Source organism: Plesiocystis pacifica SIR-1, from assembly GCF_000170895.1.
In the GTDB taxonomy this organism is placed as follows: Bacteria; Myxococcota_A; Polyangia; order Nannocystales; family Nannocystaceae; genus Plesiocystis; species Plesiocystis pacifica.
Map to the genome: position 1 here is coordinate 32500 of NZ_ABCS01000003.1, position 17339 is coordinate 49838.

The following is a 17339-nucleotide window of genomic DNA, read 5'->3' on the forward strand; positions in this document are numbered from 1 at the left end:
TGGCGTCACCGCGCGCCTCCGAGCAGCTCGTCGAGGAGGTCGCGGTTGAGGTCGAGGGCCTGCTCGTAGATCAGCAGGGCGTCGTCGTCCCGGCCGAGGCGCTCGAGGACCTCGCCGCGCAGGGCGAGCAGGTGGGCGGTGAAGGGGTTGGAGTCGAGCTGCTCCCACGCCTTGCCGTCCAGGCCCTCGTTGGCGAGCTCGAGCAGCTGCGCGTCGGTCTTGGGGTCGACGGTGGGGTTGTCGAGGCGCAGCTGGAGCAGCCGGCCGTAGGCGTCGTGGCGCAGCTGCACGGCCGCGTCCCCGCCCCGCTCGCGCGACGGCCAGGGGGTCTTGCGCAGGCTCTCGAGGGCCTCGATGGCGCCGGCCACGTCGCCGCGCTCGAGCATGATGTCGACCTTCTTGTCGGTCACGTCGACGGTCTGGGCGAGGGCGACGAGGGCCTCGGGATCGCCCGGTGGTTGCAGCTTCCCGGCCATGGCCAGGCCGCCGATGGTCAGCACGGCGCCGAGGATGACCCCGGTCAGCAGCTGGCCCGACTCCTTCATGAACTGGGCGAAGCTCATCGTCCCCCTCCTCGGGCTTTGGCGAGCAGCTGCTCGCGCAGGGTGTCTCGGCTGGTCTCGACCGCCACGTTCAAGGCCACGCGACCCTGGGGCTCGAGCTGGATGTAGCTCGACGTGAGGGCCTGAGCTTGCGGGCTCTGGGCACGGTTGGCGAGGCCGCCGATGCCCGCCCGACCCGCGCCGCCGGCCTTGGCCTTGCGAGCCGGGCCCGCGGTCGCGTCTTCCATGTTCTCGGCTTTCTCGGCCAGTTCGTTGGCCCCCTCGAGCTCGGCGTCCGCGCTTTCGCGGGCGAATCCGGCGGGGGCGGGCTTGGCCGCGTCGGCCTGGGCCAGTTCTTCCTGGGCGGGGGCGGGCGCGCTCTCGTAGGCGACGCTGTCGGCCTCTTGCTGGCCGGGGATCACCACGAAGGCGAACACCGCGGCCGCGGCGAGGGCGGGGGCGGTCCACCAGACCCACGCTTTGCGCCACCAGGGGACGCCGGTCGCCCCGACCTCGGCCTCGATCTCGGTCCAGATCGAGTCGAGCTCGGCAGCCGACAGGCTCTCGGGTTCGCGGGTGTGGCGGAGCAGGTGGACCATGGCGAGCTCGGGCTCCACGGAGCCGCGCTCACCTTCTTGCTCCTGTCCCCGGCGCAGGGCGTCCTCCCAATCTGGGCTGAGGACGCTGATCCGCTGGGGATCGCTGCTGGGCTGGTTCGTGTCAGTCATGGTGGACACCCTCCGGGTCCGACGCGCGTTGGGTCACGAGCTGGGCAGCTCGGTGGGGACGCGCGAGCCCCCTGAGTTCGTCTTGGCTAGGCGATGCGGGAAACGGCAGCTTCTTCCGGCAGCTTACGTCGACTGTAAAAAGCTGCACGCCGCCCCGTTGTGGGGGCTTGGCGCCGCGTGCAAGGCGTTGCGCGTTCACGCCCGCACCTCGTTCATGTCGAACTGCACCCCGGACTTCTCGCAGGCCTTGCGGAAGGCTCGGACGGCGCGGAACAAGAGCACGTCGAGGGTCCCGATCTTGACCTCGAGGAGCTCGGCGCACTCTTCGCGGCTGCGATCCTCCAGGAGGCGCAGGCGCAGGACCCGGGCGTAGCGCGGGTTCATCCCGTCGAGCACGCCGTCGATGCGCTTGCGCAGGTTCTGGCGCAAGACCACCTCTTCCATGGGCGTCTCGGGCTCGCGGTCGCCGAACACACCCATGTGGTGGGAGAAGGCGCCGCGCAGGCGCTGGCGACGACCCGAGGCGCGGAACAGATCGCGGGCCTTGTTCTTGGCCAGCACCTTGAGCCACGGGTAGATGCTCGAGCCGCGCCACTCGTAGCGGGGCAGGGCTCGGTTGGCGGAGATGAAGGTCTCGCGCACGCAGTCGTGGGCGTCGTCCTTGTCGCCGAGCATCGGCACGAGCACGTAGCTGAACAGGATCGGCGCGTAGTGCCGATAGATCCGCTCGAAGGCCCGCTTGTCGCCCTTCATGGCGCGCTCGACGATCTCGCGCTCGTTTGGCAGGGGCTCGGGGCGACCCACGTCGCGCACCATACCCTACAGCCGTGGTAGAGGTCGATCGTGGCCAAGCTCTCGCTCCCCCTCGCCATCCTCTGGCTCTTCGCGGGGCCGCCCACGGCCGAGGCGCAGGGGCCTGCGGAGGGCTCCTCGGCGCCAAATGGCGAGGAAGCCAGCGAGGAAGCCAGCGAGGGCGCAGAGGCTGCAGGGGAGGCTCCGGCGAGCCCGGCCCAGGCGAGCGAGCCGGCCCCGAGCTTCACCTTCCAGACCTTCGCCGACGACCCCATCGGCGTGCGCCAGGTCGTCCTCGACAACGGCCTGACCGTGCTGCTCAGCGAGAACCACGAGCGCCCGCAGGTGTTCGGGGCGGTGGTCGTGCGCACGGGCGGCAAGAACGACCCCGCCGACAACACCGGCATGGCCCACTACCTCGAGCACATGCTGTTCAAGGGGACCCAGAGCCTGGGCACGACGGACTGGGAGGCCGAGGGCCCGCTCCAGGCCCAGCTCGTCGCGCTCTACGAGCAGCATAAGCAGGCCGAGAGCGACGCCGAGCGGGCCGAGATTCAAGGGCAGATCGCCGAGGTCGTCGAGCAGACCTACGCCTACGCCATCCCCAACGAGCTCGACCTGCTGCTCGAAGAGTTCGGCGCCGTGGGGGTCAACGCCTTCACCTCCGAGGACGAGACCGTCTACCACAACAGCTTCCCGGCCTCGCAGGTCGAGCCGTGGCTCGAGATCTACGCCCACCGCTTCACCGACCCGGTGTTCCGCCTGTTCCCCACGGAGCTCGAGGCGGTCTACGAGGAGAAGAACATCTCCCTCGATCGCTTCGAGGCCGAGCTCTACACCCAGTTCATGGCCCGGGCCTTCCCCGCGCACCCCTACGGCACGCAGTCGGTGATCGGCGAGGTCGAGCACCTCAAGCGGCCCTCGCTCGTGGCCATGCAGGCCTACTTCGACAAGTATTACGTCGCCAACAACATGGCCCTGGTGCTCGCCGGGGACTTCGACGCCGACGCGATCATGCCGATCATCGCCGAGCGCTTCGGCGGCCTGCGCAGCGGCCCCGAGCCCGAGCAGCGCGGCGGCGCGGTCGAGCCCTTCGAGGGCCGCGAGCGCGTGTCCTTGCGCCTGACGCCCCTGCGCGTGTCGGCGTTTGGCTTTCGCACCCCCGAGCCCAGCCACCCCGACCGCGCCGCCCTCGAGGTCATGCGCGAGCTGCTGAGCAACGACCAGGGCTCGGGCTTCATCGACGAGCTGGTCAACGACGGCAAGGTCCTGGTCGCCCTGCCCCTGGCCCTCGACCTGGCCGACCACGGCTTCGACATCCTGTTCTTCGCCCCGCGCATCCTCGGGCAGACCTTCAAGGGCGCCGAGAAGAAGGTCCTGGCCCAGTACGCGCGGGTGGCCGAGGGCGAGTTCGACGAGCAGCGCATGCTGGCCCTGCGCGACGGCCTGCGCCGGGCCGAGGACCAGCAGTGGGAGGACAACGAGGGCCGCGGGCTGGCGATGGCCAGCAGCTTCATCCGCTACGACGGCGCGGGCTGGCAGGGCTACCTCGACTACCGCGCGCGCCTGGACGCGGTCACCCGCGAGGACGTGATGCGCGTGGCCGAGACCTACTTCGCGGACGATTTTTTGGCGATGCGCTCGCGCATGGGCTTCCCCAAGCAGCCGCGCCTGACCAAGCCCAACTACCCCACCGTCGAGCCGCAGCCCGGGGCGCACTCGAGCTTCTACGAGGCCATCATGGCCAAGCCGAGCAACCCGCCGGCGCTGCGCTACGTCGACTTCGAGGCCGACGTGACGACGACGCCCATGGGCGAGGGCGTGGTCTTGCGCACCAACCCCAACCCCTTCAACGACACCTACACCCTCGAGCTGCGCTTTGGCGTGGGCACCGAGCAGCTGCGCGAGCTCAATTTGGCGGCGGACTACGTCGAGCGCCTGGGCACCGCTTCGCGCTCGCCGGCGCAGGTCCGCGAGCAGCTGTCCTTGCTGGGCACGAGCACGTGGATGTGGTCCACGCTGGACGAGACCGTGGTCTACCTCGAGGGCCCCGAGGCGAACCTGGCCGAGGCCGCGACGCTGGTCGACGAGCTGGTCACGGCGCCCGTCGTCGACCGCAAGCGGTGGAAGAACCTGATGCGCGAGCGCGCGGGCACGGCCAAGGTCGAGCGCAAGGACCCGAGCACCATCGCCCGGGCGACCACCAACTACGTGATGTACGGCGAGCGCTCGCCCCAGCTGCGCGACTTTGGGCCCAAGGGCGCGCGCAAGCTCGACCCCGAGGCGGTCGTCGAGGTGTGGAAGTCGGCCCAGGACTACGAGCTCGAGATCCGCTACATGGGCCAGCGCGAGCCCGGCGCGGTCCAGGCGCTGCTCGCCGAGGCGCTGAGCGTGGACGACCCGCGCCCCGCCGGGCGCAAGGCCGCGGTCGCGCCCGTGGTCCTGCCCCGGGCGCTGCCCCAGCGCGACACCGTCTACGTGCTCGCGCGGCGCAAGGCGATTCAGAGCCAGCTGTGGTTCGTCATCGACGGCGACCCCGTGCCCGCGGCCCAGCAGCCCTCGGCGGACGCCTTCAACGCCTACCTGGGCGAGGGCATGACCGGGCTGATCTTCCAGGAGGTCCGCGAGTACCGGGCGCTGGCCTACTCCGCGTGGGGCGCCTTCATCCGCGACGCGACCCCGGAGCAGCGCGGCTACTTCCTGGGTGCGATCGGCTGCCAGGGCGACAAGACCTTCGAGGCCGTCGACGTGATGCTCGGCCTGCTGCGCGAGATGCCGGCCAAGCCCGAGCGCATGGGCTCGCTGCGCGCGTCGATGTTGCGCGGGCTCGAGACCAGCAGCCCGGGCTTTCGCGAGCTCCAGGGCACCATCGAGGCGTGGCAGCGGCGGGGCTACACCGAGGACCCGCGGCGGGCGAAGATCGAGGCCTACCCGGGCCTGGAGTTCGCCGACATCGAGGCCTTCCGCGAGGCGCAGATCGACGGCCGGCCCGTCGCGCTGGTCGTCGTCGCCAACCCCAAGGTCGTCGACTTCGACGCCCTGAGCCGCTACGGCGAGCTCGTCGAGCTGCGCGAGCGCGACGTGTTCGCGCGCTGAGGGACCGGAGGAGCGAGCCATGCCGCGTTTGGACAAGCTGCTCGCGCGCAACCTCGGCGTGCCCCGGCGGGTGATCGGTCGGGTGATCCGCCGGGGCGCCGTCGAGACCCTCGACGGTCGCGCGATGAAGGACCCGCGCATGCCCGTGGACGTGGGCGAGCGCGTGCGCGTGCGCGGGGAGGAGCTCGTGCTGCGCGAGCACGCCCACCTGATGCTGCACAAGCCCCACGGGGTGGTGACGGCGCGGGCGGACGGTCGCCACCCCACGGCCTACGCCCTGCTCGAGGGCGCGCCCTTGTTCGCAGAGCTGCGCGCCGTCGGCCGCCTGGACCTCGACGCCGTCGGCCTGCTGCTGTGGACCACCGACGGCCAGCTGGTCCACGCCCTGACCCACCCGCGCCGGGCCGTCCCGCGGACCTATCACGTGGCCCTGGCCGCGCCCTTCGAGGCGCCGCCTCGGGACGACGATGGCGCCGTCGCCCTCGAGCTGCGCGACGGCCTGCGTCCGCGGGTGGTCGCGCTCGGGGCCCTCGACGAGGCCGCGGCGCACCCGGCCTTGCTGACCCCGCCGGGGACCGAGGCCCTGGCCACGGTGACCCTGCTCGACGGGGCCTACCACGAGGTCAAGCGGATCTTCGCCGCCCTCGGCAGCCACGTGCTGTGCCTGGCTCGGGTGCGCCACGGCCCCGTCGAGCTGCCGCGCACCCTCGAAGCCGGGGCGTGGCAGCTGCTCGACGCGCTCTGATCATGTTGGCCGTCGTGGACGACGCCATACCTACGACTCGGGGACCATGCAGGAGTCCACGCCCCCGCGAGCGGGGGCGACCACGAGCCCTCTCAAAGGCACGAACACCATTGCCCCACGACCAGAGCGGAGGAGCGGACAGCGACGAAGCGTCCCCGGTGCTGCGATGCCCGTGGGGGCAAAGCAGCGCTCAGCGGACCCAGATGGTCCAGCGTGAGCGGGCGTTGTTGTTGGTATTGCCGCAGCAGGTCGCCGAGCTGTTGAGCACCTCCGGCAGCCCGCCGCCGCAGGACCGGCACCACGCCGAGGGCGGGTTGGCGTAGTTGCCGTAGGATGCGTAGCTCGAGTAGGTGCTCGGGAAGTGCATCTCGTTCCACTGGTTTTGCGACCACGCGCCGTTGCTGGCGGTGTTGGTGTTGTGGGTCCCGTAGTGGCAGACGTTGCCCGAGCAGTTGCCCCAGCCCAGGGAGGCGGCGCACTGGAAGGTGTTGGTGTTGCCCGGCGTCCCGACCAGCTTGGTCCCGGTCACGCTCGCCGAGGTCCCGACGCAGCTCTTGCTCCACGCGGCCGCGTTGGGCCGGGGCACCTTGATGGCCGCGTCGTAGTCCCCGATCGTGCAGTCCTCACACGAGGCGTTCTCCTTGTCGGCGAAGGCGACCTCCGTCGCGTCCGTCCAGAACAGGCCGATGTCGAACTGCCAGTTGGTCTGGCGCAGGGCGTCCGGCGTGCCCAGGGTCGCGTCGAGGTCGGGCTGGCCGGTGTTGTCCGAGTCGACCACGCGGTTGAGGATCAGCGTCCAGCCGCCGCCGTCGGTCTCCATGTCGCAGAACACCTCGAAGGGATCGACGCCGCCGTCCCCGTCGGGGTCGATGGTGTAGGGGCCGCTGGTCGAGTCGGGGACCGCGTCGAGCCAGGCCTGGCACGAGGGCAGGGCGGCGACGCAGATGCTCAGGCAGCCGTCGGTCTCGTCGGTGTTGCCGTCGTCGCAGACCTCGTTGCCCTCCCACAGGTAGCCGTCGCCGCAGGTCGCCCCGAGGCAGCCCATGACGCAGTCGTCGGTGTTGTCGTCGTTGGCGTCGTCGCACTCCTCGCCCGCGGTCACGTTGAGGATGCCGTCGCCGCAGGTCGAGGCGGAGCAGTCGGCGTTGCAGGTCGCGCTCTCGACCTCGTCGTCGCAGGCCTCGCCCGCCGCGGCGTTGACCACACCGTCGCCGCACATCACCGCCGTGCAGTCGGCGTCGCAGGTCGCCGACTCGCCCGCGTCGTCGCACTCTTCGTCGGCGGTGTAGACGTAGCCGTCGCCGCAGGTAGCGAGGGTGCACTCGGGGGTGCACTCGGCGTCCTCGGCGTTCTCGGCCCCGTTGTCGCACTCTTCGTTTCCGTCGACCTGACCGTCGCCGCACTCGCCCACGCTGGTCTCGGTGCTCTCTTCGGTGGTGGTCTCTTCGGTGCCTGTCTCGGTGGTCTCGCCGGTCTCGCCAGACTCGGTCTCCGTGCCGACCTCGTCATCGCCGGTGGTCGTGTCGGCGTCGGTGTTGCCGACGTCGGAGAAGGTCGTGCTGCCTTCGTCGGTCTCGCTAGAGGGGCAGGCCGTGAGTCCAACGAGAAGGCACAGGGAAGGGGAAAGTCGCCGCCAATCCATGCCCCGACCCTAACGCGATAGCGACGGTGTCCAGGGTGTCATGTTCGCGCAGAGCACTTTCGAGCTGTGAGTCGCGCGGCCAACCCGACCCCGAGATGTGGCACGTAATTGCTCAGATCGCAGCTTGCTCGGCCAGCAGTGCGCGCTTGCGATCGGCGTCGAGGAAGCTGTGCTCGACGCCGGCCTGCGCGATGGCCAGGAGCTGCGCTTTGTCCCAGCCATAGGTGGCCGCGCAGCGTCGATACTCGTCGACCAGGGTCGTCCCGAACAGGGGCGGATCGTCGCTCGCCAAGGTGACCGCCAGCCCGGCGTCGAGGAGCTGCGGGAGGGGGTGGTCGGCGAGGCTGGGGTAGACGCCGAGGGCCACGTTGCTGGTCGGGCAGACCTCGAGGGGGATCGCCCGCTCGCGCAGCTCGGCCACGAGCGCGGGGTCCTCGATGGCGCGCACGCCGTGGCCGATGCGGTCGGCCTGCAGGCGCTCGAGGTTGGCGCGCACGCTCGCGGGCCCGTCCTGTTCGCCGGCGTGGGGGACGCTGCGCAGCCCGGCGGCCTTGGCCTCGGCGAACACCGGGGCGAGGGCGTCGATGGGGTAGTCGGGGCCCTCGGGTCCGCCGACGCCCAGGGCGATCACGCTGCCGTCGCGCTCCCGGGCACGCAGCGCGAGCGCGAGGGTCGGCGCGGCCTGATCGGGGAAGCTGCGGACGACGTCGAAGACCCAGGCAAAGTCGACGCCGTGGCGCTCGAGGGCGAGGCGGCGACCCTCGGCGAGGCCGTCGAGCATGGCGTCCGCGTCGACGCCCTGGTGCACGTGGGTCATGGGCGTGAAGGTCATCTCGGCCCGGCGGACATTTTGGGCCGCGAGGCCCTCGGCGATGCCGAGCACGGCCTCGCAAAAGTCCTCGGCCTGATCGAGGCAGCGCGACAGGCCGACGTAGATGGCGATGAAGTCCCGGAAGGATCGGAAGCGATAGGCGCGGCGCAGATCCTCGACGCTCCCGGCCCCCTCGGGCCCGAGGCCAGGGAGCTGGATCTTGCGGCGCTGGGCCAGGCGCAGGGCGAGGGCGGGGACGATGCTGCCCTCGAGGTGGACGTGGAGCTCGACCTTGGGCAGCGCGTCGATGTAAGCGAGGAGGTCGAGGTCGAGGTCGAGGTCGAGGTCGGGGTCGAGGTCGAGGTCGGCGTCGCGCATGAGGCTTGTCCTTTCTAGCCCGAGCGGGCAAGGTGCTCCAAGTGGGCGCTGGACCGACACCAAGCGGGGATGAGGGGCGAAGGGCGGAGGGTCCCGGAGGGGCCAGCGCGATCGCTCGGGCCCTCGAGCCAGGGCCGATCCCCTTCGGCTGGGCGCTGATCCCCGTCGCCGTGCTCATCGCCCTGCTCGCCTACACGATCATCGTGCTCGAGGGCTCGGGGCACCTGCCGCTGGTCCTCGGTGCCAGCGTCGCGGGCCTGGTCGCGTGGGCCCACGGCTACGAGTGGAAGGCCATCCAAGACGGCATGGTCCAGGCCATCTCCATGGCCATGGGCGCGGCGCTGATCCTGCTGACGATCGGCGTGTTGATGGGCACGTGGATCGCCGCGGGCATCGTCCCGGCGATGATCGCCTGGGGCCTGAAGCTGCTCTCGCCGGCGTGGTTTTTGCCGGCGAGCTGCGCGGTGTGTTCCATCGTCAGCCTGGTCTCGGGCTCGAGCTGGTCGACGGCCGGGACCGTCGGCATCGCGCTCATCGGCATCGGCGAGGCCATGGGCGTGGACCCGGCGATGACCGCCGGCGCCGTGATCAGCGGGGCCTACTTCGGCGACAAGCTCTCGCCGATGTCCGACACCACCAACCTCGCGCCGGCGATGGCGGGCGCGGAGCTGTTCCCCCACATCCGCCACATGCTGTGGACGACGGTGCCGGCCTGGCTGCTGTCGATGACCGCGTTCACGATCCTCGGCCTGCGCTTCGACGCGGCCGGCGCGGGCACGGACGTGTCGGCGATCACCGGGGTGATCGACGGCCAGTTCAGCCCGAGCCTGCTCCACCTGCTCGTGCCCGCGGTCGTCGCGGTCATGGTCGCCTTCAAGCTCCCGGCCCTGCCGACCTTGCTCACCGGGGCCCTGCTCGGCGGCGTGCTGGCCTGGATCTTCGGCATGCCCCTCGACGCCGTGCTGGCCACGGCCATGGACGGCTACAAACCAGAGACGGGCTCGGCTGCCGTCGACGAGCTGTTGGCCCGGGGCGGGCTCAACTCCATGGCCAGCACGGTGCTGCTGATCCTCTGCGCCATGTGCTTTGGCGGGATCATGGAGCGCACCGGGCAGCTGCGCGTGCTCGCCAGCAAGACCCTGGTCGTCGCCAAGTCCCAGGGCTCGCTGATCACCGCGACGATCCTGACCTCGATCGGCGTCAACCTGCTCGCCGCCGACCAGTACCTCGCCGTCGTCGTGCCCGGGCGGATGTACGCCGAGGAGTACGAAAAGCGCGGCCTCGATCCGCGCAACCTCTCGCGCGCCCTCGAGGACGGCGGGACCATCACCTCCGCGCTGATCCCCTGGAACACCTGCGGCGCGTTCATGGCCTCGACCCTGGGCGTGGCGACCTTCGCCTACCTGCCCTACTGCTTCTTGAACCTGCTCAACCCGATGATCGGCATGCTCTACGGGTTCACGGGCTGGACGCTGATCCCCCTGAACGCGGGCGGGGAGCTGGGCGCCGAGGACGGCCTGCCCAAGGCCGAGAAGGCCGAGAAGGCCGAGCGGGTCGGGCGTCACACCAGCGCGTAATCTCGGGGCCGGCTTCGGCGTATGCTCGACGACCATGTCGAGCCGTGCGCGTCTATCCCTGCTGACCTGCCTGCCGCTGCTCGCCTGCGCCCCCGAGCGCAGCGCGGCGCCCTCGGACGCGGCCCGCTCCGAGGCGGGCCACGCCGAGGCCCTCGACTGGGCCGAGTTTGGGCCCGAGGCCTTCGAGCGCGCCGCCGCCGAGGACCGCATCGTGCTCATCAACGTGGTCGCGACCTGGTGCCACTGGTGCCACGTCATGGAGGCGAAGACCTACGCCAACCCCGAGGTCGCGGCACTCCTGGACGCGCACTTCGTGGTCATCCGCGTCGACTCCGACGCCCGCCCGGACGTGTCCGAGCGCTACGGCGCCTGGGGCTGGCCGGCGACGGCCGTGCTCTCGCCGCAGGCCGAGCCGATCTTGAACCTGCGCGGCTACCAGGAGGCCGGGGAGTTCGCGGGCCTGCTCCGCGAACTGATCGCCGAGCGCGACGCGGGCGAGCTCCAGCCGCGGACCGAGCTGCTCGCCCGCGGCCAGGCCAAGGCCCGCGCGGCGGGCAGCGAAGACCTCGAGGCGCTCCGGGCCGAAGCGGCGGGGATCGTCGATCGCTACTACGACCCCGAGGCGCACGGCTGGGGCGCCCGGCAAAAGTACCCGTGGTGGGGCGTCCTCGACTTCGCGCTGATGCGCGCGCACGTCCGCGGCGGCGACGAGCTGCAGTGGCGCGACGCGGCCTTGGCCACCCTCGAGGCCCAGCGCCCGCTGATCGACCCCGAGTGGGGCGGCGTGTACCAGTACTCGCTGCGCGGCGTGTGGGATCAGCCGCACTTCGAGAAGATCGCGGCGGTCCAGGGCGGGGCCCTCGAGAACTACGCCCACGCGCTCATGCTCGACGCGGCGGTCCTCGACGGCAAAGCGCGGGCGCGCCTGGCCGACGACGCCGAGCTCGTGCTGCGCTACCTCGAAGCGCGCATGGGCGACCCCGCGGGCGGCTTCTACACCAGCCAGGACGCCGACGCGCCCGAGCTCGTCGGCAAGGAATTCTACGCCCTGAGCGCCCGGCAGCGCCGCAAGTACGCGCCGCCCAAGGTCGACACGGCGATCTACGCCGACCTCAACGGGCGCATCATCCACGGCTTGACGGAGCTCTACCGCGCCGACCCGGCTCGCTTTGGGCGGGCCTTGGGCCTGGCCATGGCGGCCGGGGAGCGCCTGCTCGAGACCCATCGGCGCGCGGACGGGGGCTTCAGCCACGGCGCGCTCGCGGGCGGGGACTCGGGCATGGTCTACCTGGCGGACCAGGCCGTGATGGGCTGGGCGCTGCTCGGGCTGTTTCGCTGCACCGCCGACGCGCGCTGGCTCGAGGCGGCCCGGGGCGTCGCGCAGACCATGCAGGCGCAGCTCGTGGACGAGGCCGGTGGCTTCTACGCGCACACGGCCGACCCGGACGCCGTCGGCGTGTTCAACGAGCGGCGCAAGCCGCTAGTCGAGAACGCCATGGCGGCGCGCTTTTTGATCGAGCTGCACCGCATCGAGGATCACGACGCGAGCCTGGGCGATGCCCCGCAGCCCCCCTGGCTCGAGCTGGCTCGCCAGGCGTTGATCGGCGTCGGCAGCCCGGACCAGATGAAGTCCGCGGGCAAGAGCCTCGGGGGCTACTTGATGGCGGTCGAGCTGCTCGCGGCGACGCCCGTGGACATCACCGTGGTCGGCGTGCCCGGGGACGCCAAGGCCGACGCGCTGTGGACGGCGGCGCTGCGCATCTACGAGCCGCGGGGCAGCCTCGAGCGCAGCTCGCCCGGGGAGCGCTACCCCGACACGGGCTCGGCGGCGGTGTTCTTGTGTACGGATCAGTCGTGCTCGTCGCCGCTGCGCGAGCCCGAGGCGCTGGCCGAGCAGGCGGCGCGCTTTTTCGCCGATCAGCTGTGAGCCCGAGAGGAAGGGGCGTCAGCCCTCGAGCTCGACCTCGGGGCTCGCGGGCGTCGAGTAGACCACGCTGTGCTCGCCCTGCCGCGCGGCGATCCACAGCTCGTCGCCGTCTTCGACGTAGGCCACGGAGAAGCGCTCGACCTCGGCTGGGAGCGCGACGGCGTGCCAGCGCTCGGCCCCGTCCCGAACCCACAGCTGCCGCGAGCTCGGCCCGTCGACGCCGGCGACGCTCAGCCACAGCTCGCCGGCCTCGCTCGCCCACAGACCGAGGGGGCGCTCGACGAGGGACTCGAGGGTCCACCCGTGGACGCCGCAGTGCAGGATGTGGTGGGCCGTGTTGCCCTCGAGCATGAGGTCGGCGAGGATCGACAGCCCGTGTTGGTGGCGCGGGGCCTGGGGGCCAAAGCGCCACTGCGTCCCGTGGGGCAGGCGTCGGGCTTCGTCCTGAACGCAGGGGAAGTCCATGCAGCGGCGCTGGGCGTAGTAGGCCCCGGAGCGCTCGCTGATCGAGTAGACCGTGCCCGAGCGCGACTCGAACACTTCGACGACCCGCTTGCCCATGCGCGGCCCGATCTTCATGGTCCGCTTGCGCCCGCCCACGGGGATCAGCGTCGACCCGCGGCGGACCAACATGCCTCCGCGCCAGCTCTTGGCCGCGCCCAGGTCCTCGCCAGACCAGCGGTCGCGGTACTTGTGCCGGCCGGGGACCCACTCGCCCTTGCGGCTGCGGTGGACGAAGCCGAGCTCGACGCGGTCGCCGGCCTCGGACGGGGTCCGGGTCGTCAACCACACGTCGCCGGGCCAGCGGCCAACCAACCCGTCGAGCCCGCCCGCCGGCAGCTCGAGCTCGGGGCGCTCGACCAGGCCGCGCTCGGAGTCGCCTTCGAAGTAGCTGGTCTCGGAGCGAGCGAGCACGCCGCTGGCGAGGGGGAGGAGCTCCACGTCGGCCTCGACGCGCCCGCGCTCGCGCCAGGGCAGCGCGAGGGGCTCGGCGTCGACGACCAGGCTCTCGGGCGTGAGGGCGCTGGAGCTGCGGGGCCCGTCGTCGTCGCCGGTCGTGGACACCTCGATGACGAGCTCACCGCCAGCGTCGTCGCCGTCCTCGGACGCCGGCTCTGCGTCGGGCTCGGCCTCCACGTCGGGCTCGGCGAGCTCCGCTCGGGCGGAGCTGGGCGCTGCGCTCGGGCCCTCTCCCTCTCCCTCCCCCGCGTCGCAGCCGAGCATCAGCACGCACGCGACTCCGAGCGCGCTCGTGAACCAACCCAGCCCTCTTCCCATGGCTCCATGATAGCCAGAGGCACGAAGTGACTTCAGTGGGCGAGTTGACGAATCTCGCAGCTAAGGGGCCAGGAATGATCGTTTTTCCTGGCCCATGTCATCCGTACAATACTCGCGGGCCTCCGTGTTTCACCGTGCCAGGGGGCGAAGTCAGGAGGGTGTGATGGGCTCAGCTGGGCGCCCGCACGCCATTCCAGAACATGTGCGTGGCCGCGTCGAGCACGGACTTTAGCGGCATCACCTGATTGCCGTACCAGGCCAACAACCCGCCGAGGGTGTTGGCCAGGTAGAAGTCGCCGAGCAGCTTGGGCGGGAGCATGGCTTCGATCTGCTTGCGCTCGGCCGCGAGGGCGAAGCGCTCGGACAACAGGGCGCGCAGGGGCGTGGCCTCCTGGTCGTCCATGATCGTGGCCGTGAAGCGCAGGGCCGCGCCGGCGAGGTCGGGGAGGAGCTCCGGGTCGCGCTCCCAGATCCCGGCCATGGTCGCGTTGAGGGTCGCGAGCACGGCGTCGATGGGGGCTTGCTCGCCGAGGGCCTCGATCGCCGCGCAGATCTCCTGCTCGGTCTCGGCCATGCGCGCGAGCAGGACGTGCTCTTTGGTCGGGAAGTGGAAGTAGAAGCTCGCCCGGCTGACGCCCGCAGCCTTGGCGATGTCCTCGGTGCGGCAGCCGTGCACGCCGTCGCGGCGGAAGATGGCCAGCGCCGACTCGTAGAGCCGGCGCCGGGTCTGCTCGCGCTGCCGCTCGCGGTTGGTCTTGGTCGGCTCGCTCACGGTCGCCGCTCAGCCGCCGGCCGCTTCGCCACCCTCGGCTCCGGCCGCCCCGGGACCAAACTTCTCGATGCAGGCGCGGAGGATGTCGGGCAGGGCCTTCCTGAGCTCGGGGCTGGCCTCGTTCATGCCGTTGATCTGGCAGGCGGCGACCTCGACGCTGCCGGTCTTCTTGCACTGGCCCTCGGTCATGGGCAGCTGGGTGCCCTTGGCCTCGTTCCAGCGGGTCAGGGCGTCGCCCTCGTAGAGGCGGTTCATGAAGTCGTCGTTGGCCTGGGCGACGGCCTTGCACGCCTTGTCGATGTCCTTGGGCATCTCCTTGGCGTCGGGCAGCACGCAGATCTCGTCGAGCTCCTTTTGCTTGGCCGCCTCGGCCTCTTCCTCGGCCTTCTTCTTGGCCTCGCGCTCGGCCTTCTTCTTGGCCAGGCGCTCCTCGACCAGCTTGTCTTGCTCGCTCTTCTCGTCGACCTTCTCGGCGGGCTCCTCCGCTGGTTTGTCGCAGGCGACCAGCCCCGCGCTCAGAGCCAGGGTGAGGAGAGCGGGGACGAAGAGACTCGGGGCACGGCGAAGAACGGACATCTGCGCGAATGATGCCACGGCTGCCGTCCGCCTGTCTCCAGTTGCGTGTGATGCGCTCACCAGTAGCCGGGCCGCGACGGCAGCGGCTCGCCACACCTGGTGCAGACGTCGTGATCGTCGTTGCCACTTTGTAGGAGACCGCATGCGCCGCAGCGCAGCCACAGCCGGTTCATGCGCTCGGCCGTCCACACGCTCGTCCACACGCTCGCCACGAAGTCCTCACCGAAGAGCTCGCGCATGGCCTGGCTGTGGTGTTTGCCGAGGGCTCGACTCATTGCCGCCTCGTCCTCCCAGGCCGTCACGGTGAACCCGCGCAGGCCCAGGAACCCGGTGACGATCGAGATGAAGCCAGGCTCGGCCAGGAAGTCCGCGAGGTTTTGCTTGGAGTGCTCGCGGATTCGCGCGCGCTCGCCCTCGTCCTTGCCGGCGATCCAGGTCAGGGCGATGACCCCCGGCGGGTTGGGGTTCCCGCTGTGCACGCGCATGGAGTAGCCGTAGTGGGCCTGGGCCTGGCCGTGGGGACCGTCGGCGGGGCCGATCGGGTGGCCCATGGGCTGGGCCATGGCCAGGGCGACGAAGTCTGCGGGCTGCATGGCTAGCGCCCGATGGCCTCGATGACCAGGCGCGCCGCGGCGGCGCCGGAGAACTGTTGCTGGCCGGTCACGAGCAGGCCGTCGCGCACGGCGTACTCGCGGAAGGCCTGGTCGACGACGAAGTTGGTGCCCTCGAGGGCCCGGGCCTCGTCCTCGATCCAAAAGGGCTGGATGCGCTGGCCGACGAAGCTGTCGGCGAACTGCTCCTCGGCGTTGGCGAAGCCGGTCCAGGTCTTGCCCGCGACGAGCGGCGTGCCGTCGCTGAGCGTGGTCTCGAGCAGGGCGCAGGTGGCGTGGCAGACCAGCGCGGTGACCTTGCCCGCTTCGTAGAAGGCCGCGACCAGGCGCTGGACCGCCGCGTTGCCGCGGAAGGTGAACATCGGCGACTGGCCGCCGACGAAGAACACCGCGTCGTAGTGCGCCGGGTTGACGTCGGCGATGCTCTTGGTGTCCTCGATGAGCCCGCGGTGCTTGGCCGAGCGCTTGAAGCCGAGGCTGAGGATGTCGTCGGCCGAGTAGCCGCTGTCGTCCTCGGGGTCGCTGAAGCCGTCGGCCGCCAGCGCCCCGCCCTCGGGGCTGCGGATCTCGACCTCGTAGCCGGCCTCGACGAAGGCCCAGTAGGGGTGGGTGAGCTCGGCCCACCAAAAGCCGACGGGCCACTGGGTCACCGTCGAGGTCGAGGGGTTGGCGGCGACCATGAGGACGCGCTTGGGGGTCTGGGTGTTGGTGCGGTTGATGTTGGCGGTCATGGCTGGCTCCCGTGCGGTGCAGGACCACTGTGGGCCGGCGAGGACTGTGCATCAATCGAACATCATTGAAAGATGTATTGCACAAAACGAAACATCTAGTTCTTGGCCTTGCGGCGCCGTCGGCCGCTCGCCTCGCCGGCCGTCGGATCGCTCGCGTCGAGGCGCCGCCGCGGCCGGGCGTGGCTCAGGCCGTCGAGGGCCTGGGTGCTCTCGACGAGCTGCTCCCGCAGCCAGCGGTGCCCCGCGTCGGCGTCGAAGCGCGGGTGCCAGACCATGCTCAGGGCGTAGGGCTCGAGGCCGAGCTCGCTGGGGGGCTCGAGCACGCGCAGGCCGAGCTCGGGGCCGAGCTGCCTGGCGATGCGCTCGGACACGGTCAGCAGGTAGTCGGAGCTGGCGGTCATCTCGAGGGCGAGCTGGAAAAAGGGCACGGCCCGGGCGACGCGGCGGGCGTGGCCGAGCTCGGCGAGGCGGTCGTCGACGTAGCCCCCGGGCTGGCCGCGCGGGGCGATCTGCACGTGCTCGAGGGTCACGAACTGGCGCAGGGTCAGGCGCCGCTTGGTCGGCGCGAGCACGGGGTGAGCTTCACGGACCACGCACACCAGGCGCTCGCTGATGATCGCGCGGGTGCGCAGCTCCGGGGGCAGGGCGCCGTAGATGCCGACGACCAGGTCCGTGTCGCCGGCGCGCAGGCGCTCGGCGTCGTCGACCGCGTTGACGATCACGCGCAGGTCGACGCCCGGCGCGGCCGCGCGGACCCGGGCCTCGAAGGGCCCGCCGAACACCCGCAGCACGTAGTCGGTCATGCTCAGGGTGAAGCTGCGCTCCATCGAGGCCGGCTCGAAGGCGCCGGGATCTTCGAACACCAGCGTCGCCAGGCTCAGCGCGTCGCGGACCCGCGGGCGCAGCTGCTCGGCGCGCGGGGTCAGCACCATGCCCCGGCCGGCGCGGACCAGCAGGGGGTCGCCAAAGCGCTCGCGCAAACGGGCGAGGGCGTGGCTGACCGCGGGCGTGGACAGCCCCAGGCGGCGCGCCGCCCCGGTCACGCTGCTCGTTTGCAGCAGCGCGTCGAGGGCCGCGAGCGCGGCGAGGTCGGATGCGTCGAGGGGGGTGCTCACGGGGGCGCCATTGTAGCT

General features: G+C 71.2%; 15 protein-coding genes. 4 read left to right on the top strand and 11 right to left on the bottom strand.

Annotation, left to right across the window (positions count from 1 at the left end; all coding sequences use genetic code 11):
- Positions 1 to 5: 5 nt before the first annotated feature.
- The 3 genes from PPSIR1_RS02275 to PPSIR1_RS41615 form a co-directional block, all read right to left on the bottom strand.
- A complete protein-coding gene (locus tag PPSIR1_RS02275) occupies positions 6 to 563 on the bottom strand; it encodes a tetratricopeptide repeat protein (protein WP_006969358.1) in 558 nt (185 codons plus the stop codon).
- Positions 560 to 1270 (bottom strand): hypothetical protein, encoded by a 711-nt coding sequence (locus PPSIR1_RS02280; protein WP_045115228.1) that lies wholly within the window; start codon positions 1268 to 1270, stop codon positions 560 to 562. The genes PPSIR1_RS02275 and PPSIR1_RS02280 overlap by 4 nt, the downstream gene beginning before the upstream one ends.
- Before the next feature lie 195 nt (positions 1271 to 1465).
- Positions 1466 to 2074, bottom strand: coding sequence for an RNA polymerase sigma factor (locus PPSIR1_RS41615; RefSeq protein WP_157595130.1), 609 nt, complete (start codon positions 2072 to 2074; stop codon positions 1466 to 1468).
- A gap of 39 nt (positions 2075 to 2113) precedes the next feature.
- Here PPSIR1_RS41615 and PPSIR1_RS02290 point away from each other — a divergent pair, with 39 nt between their 5' ends.
- Positions 2114 to 5158 carry a M16 family metallopeptidase gene (locus PPSIR1_RS02290; protein ID WP_006969361.1) on the top strand — a complete coding sequence of 1015 codons (3045 nt, stop codon included), beginning with the start codon at positions 2114 to 2116 and terminating at the stop codon, positions 5156 to 5158.
- Positions 5159 to 5177: 19 nt separating this feature from the next.
- Positions 5178 to 5903, top strand: coding sequence for a pseudouridine synthase (locus tag PPSIR1_RS02295; RefSeq protein WP_045115229.1), 726 nt, complete (start codon positions 5178 to 5180; stop codon positions 5901 to 5903).
- Positions 5904 to 6093: 190 nt separating this feature from the next.
- On the opposite strand, the gene PPSIR1_RS02300 is transcribed toward PPSIR1_RS02295, so the two are convergent.
- Positions 6094 to 7545: a fibrinogen-like YCDxxxxGGGW domain-containing protein gene (locus tag PPSIR1_RS02300; RefSeq protein ID WP_006969363.1), complete on the bottom strand. Its 1452-nt coding sequence runs from the start codon at positions 7543 to 7545 to the stop codon at positions 6094 to 6096.
- A 112-nt stretch (positions 7546 to 7657) separates the two neighbouring features.
- Complete coding sequence (gene add / locus PPSIR1_RS02305) at positions 7658 to 8734, bottom strand: adenosine deaminase (RefSeq protein WP_006969364.1); 1077 nt, start codon at positions 8732 to 8734, stop codon at positions 7658 to 7660.
- Positions 8735 to 8871: 137 nt separating this feature from the next.
- Between add and nhaC the strand changes: the two genes are divergently transcribed.
- Together nhaC and PPSIR1_RS02315 are read left to right on the top strand one after the other, a co-directional pair.
- A complete protein-coding gene (gene nhaC, locus PPSIR1_RS02310) occupies positions 8872 to 10311 on the top strand; it encodes a Na+/H+ antiporter NhaC (RefSeq protein WP_086000959.1) in 1440 nt (479 codons plus the stop codon).
- A 34-nt stretch (positions 10312 to 10345) separates the two neighbouring features.
- Positions 10346 to 12238 carry a thioredoxin domain-containing protein gene (locus PPSIR1_RS02315; protein ID WP_006969366.1) on the top strand — a complete coding sequence of 631 codons (1893 nt, stop codon included), beginning with the start codon at positions 10346 to 10348 and terminating at the stop codon, positions 12236 to 12238.
- Positions 12239 to 12256: 18 nt separating this feature from the next.
- Here the strand turns inward: PPSIR1_RS02315 and PPSIR1_RS02320 are convergent, their stop codons facing one another.
- The 6 genes from PPSIR1_RS02320 to PPSIR1_RS02345 form a co-directional block, all read right to left on the bottom strand.
- Positions 12257 to 13516 (bottom strand): hypothetical protein, encoded by a 1260-nt coding sequence (locus PPSIR1_RS02320; RefSeq protein ID WP_157595131.1) that lies wholly within the window; start codon positions 13514 to 13516, stop codon positions 12257 to 12259.
- Positions 13517 to 13685: 169 nt separating this feature from the next.
- Positions 13686 to 14288 (bottom strand): TetR/AcrR family transcriptional regulator, encoded by a 603-nt coding sequence (locus PPSIR1_RS41620; protein WP_006969368.1) that lies wholly within the window; start codon positions 14286 to 14288, stop codon positions 13686 to 13688.
- A gap of 9 nt (positions 14289 to 14297) precedes the next feature.
- Entirely contained in the window at positions 14298 to 14864 is a 567-nt protein-coding gene (locus tag PPSIR1_RS02330; RefSeq protein ID WP_006969369.1) for a hypothetical protein, read from the bottom strand.
- Between the two features lie 56 nt (positions 14865 to 14920).
- Entirely contained in the window at positions 14921 to 15457 is a 537-nt protein-coding gene (locus PPSIR1_RS02335) for a hypothetical protein (RefSeq protein ID WP_006969370.1), read from the bottom strand.
- A 2-nt stretch (positions 15458 to 15459) separates the two neighbouring features.
- Positions 15460 to 16206: a type 1 glutamine amidotransferase domain-containing protein gene (locus PPSIR1_RS02340; RefSeq protein ID WP_006969371.1), complete on the bottom strand. Its 747-nt coding sequence runs from the start codon at positions 16204 to 16206 to the stop codon at positions 15460 to 15462.
- Positions 16207 to 16301: 95 nt separating this feature from the next.
- Positions 16302 to 17321: a LysR family transcriptional regulator gene (locus PPSIR1_RS02345; RefSeq protein WP_006969372.1), complete on the bottom strand. Its 1020-nt coding sequence runs from the start codon at positions 17319 to 17321 to the stop codon at positions 16302 to 16304.
- Positions 17322 to 17339: the final 18 nt, after the last annotated feature.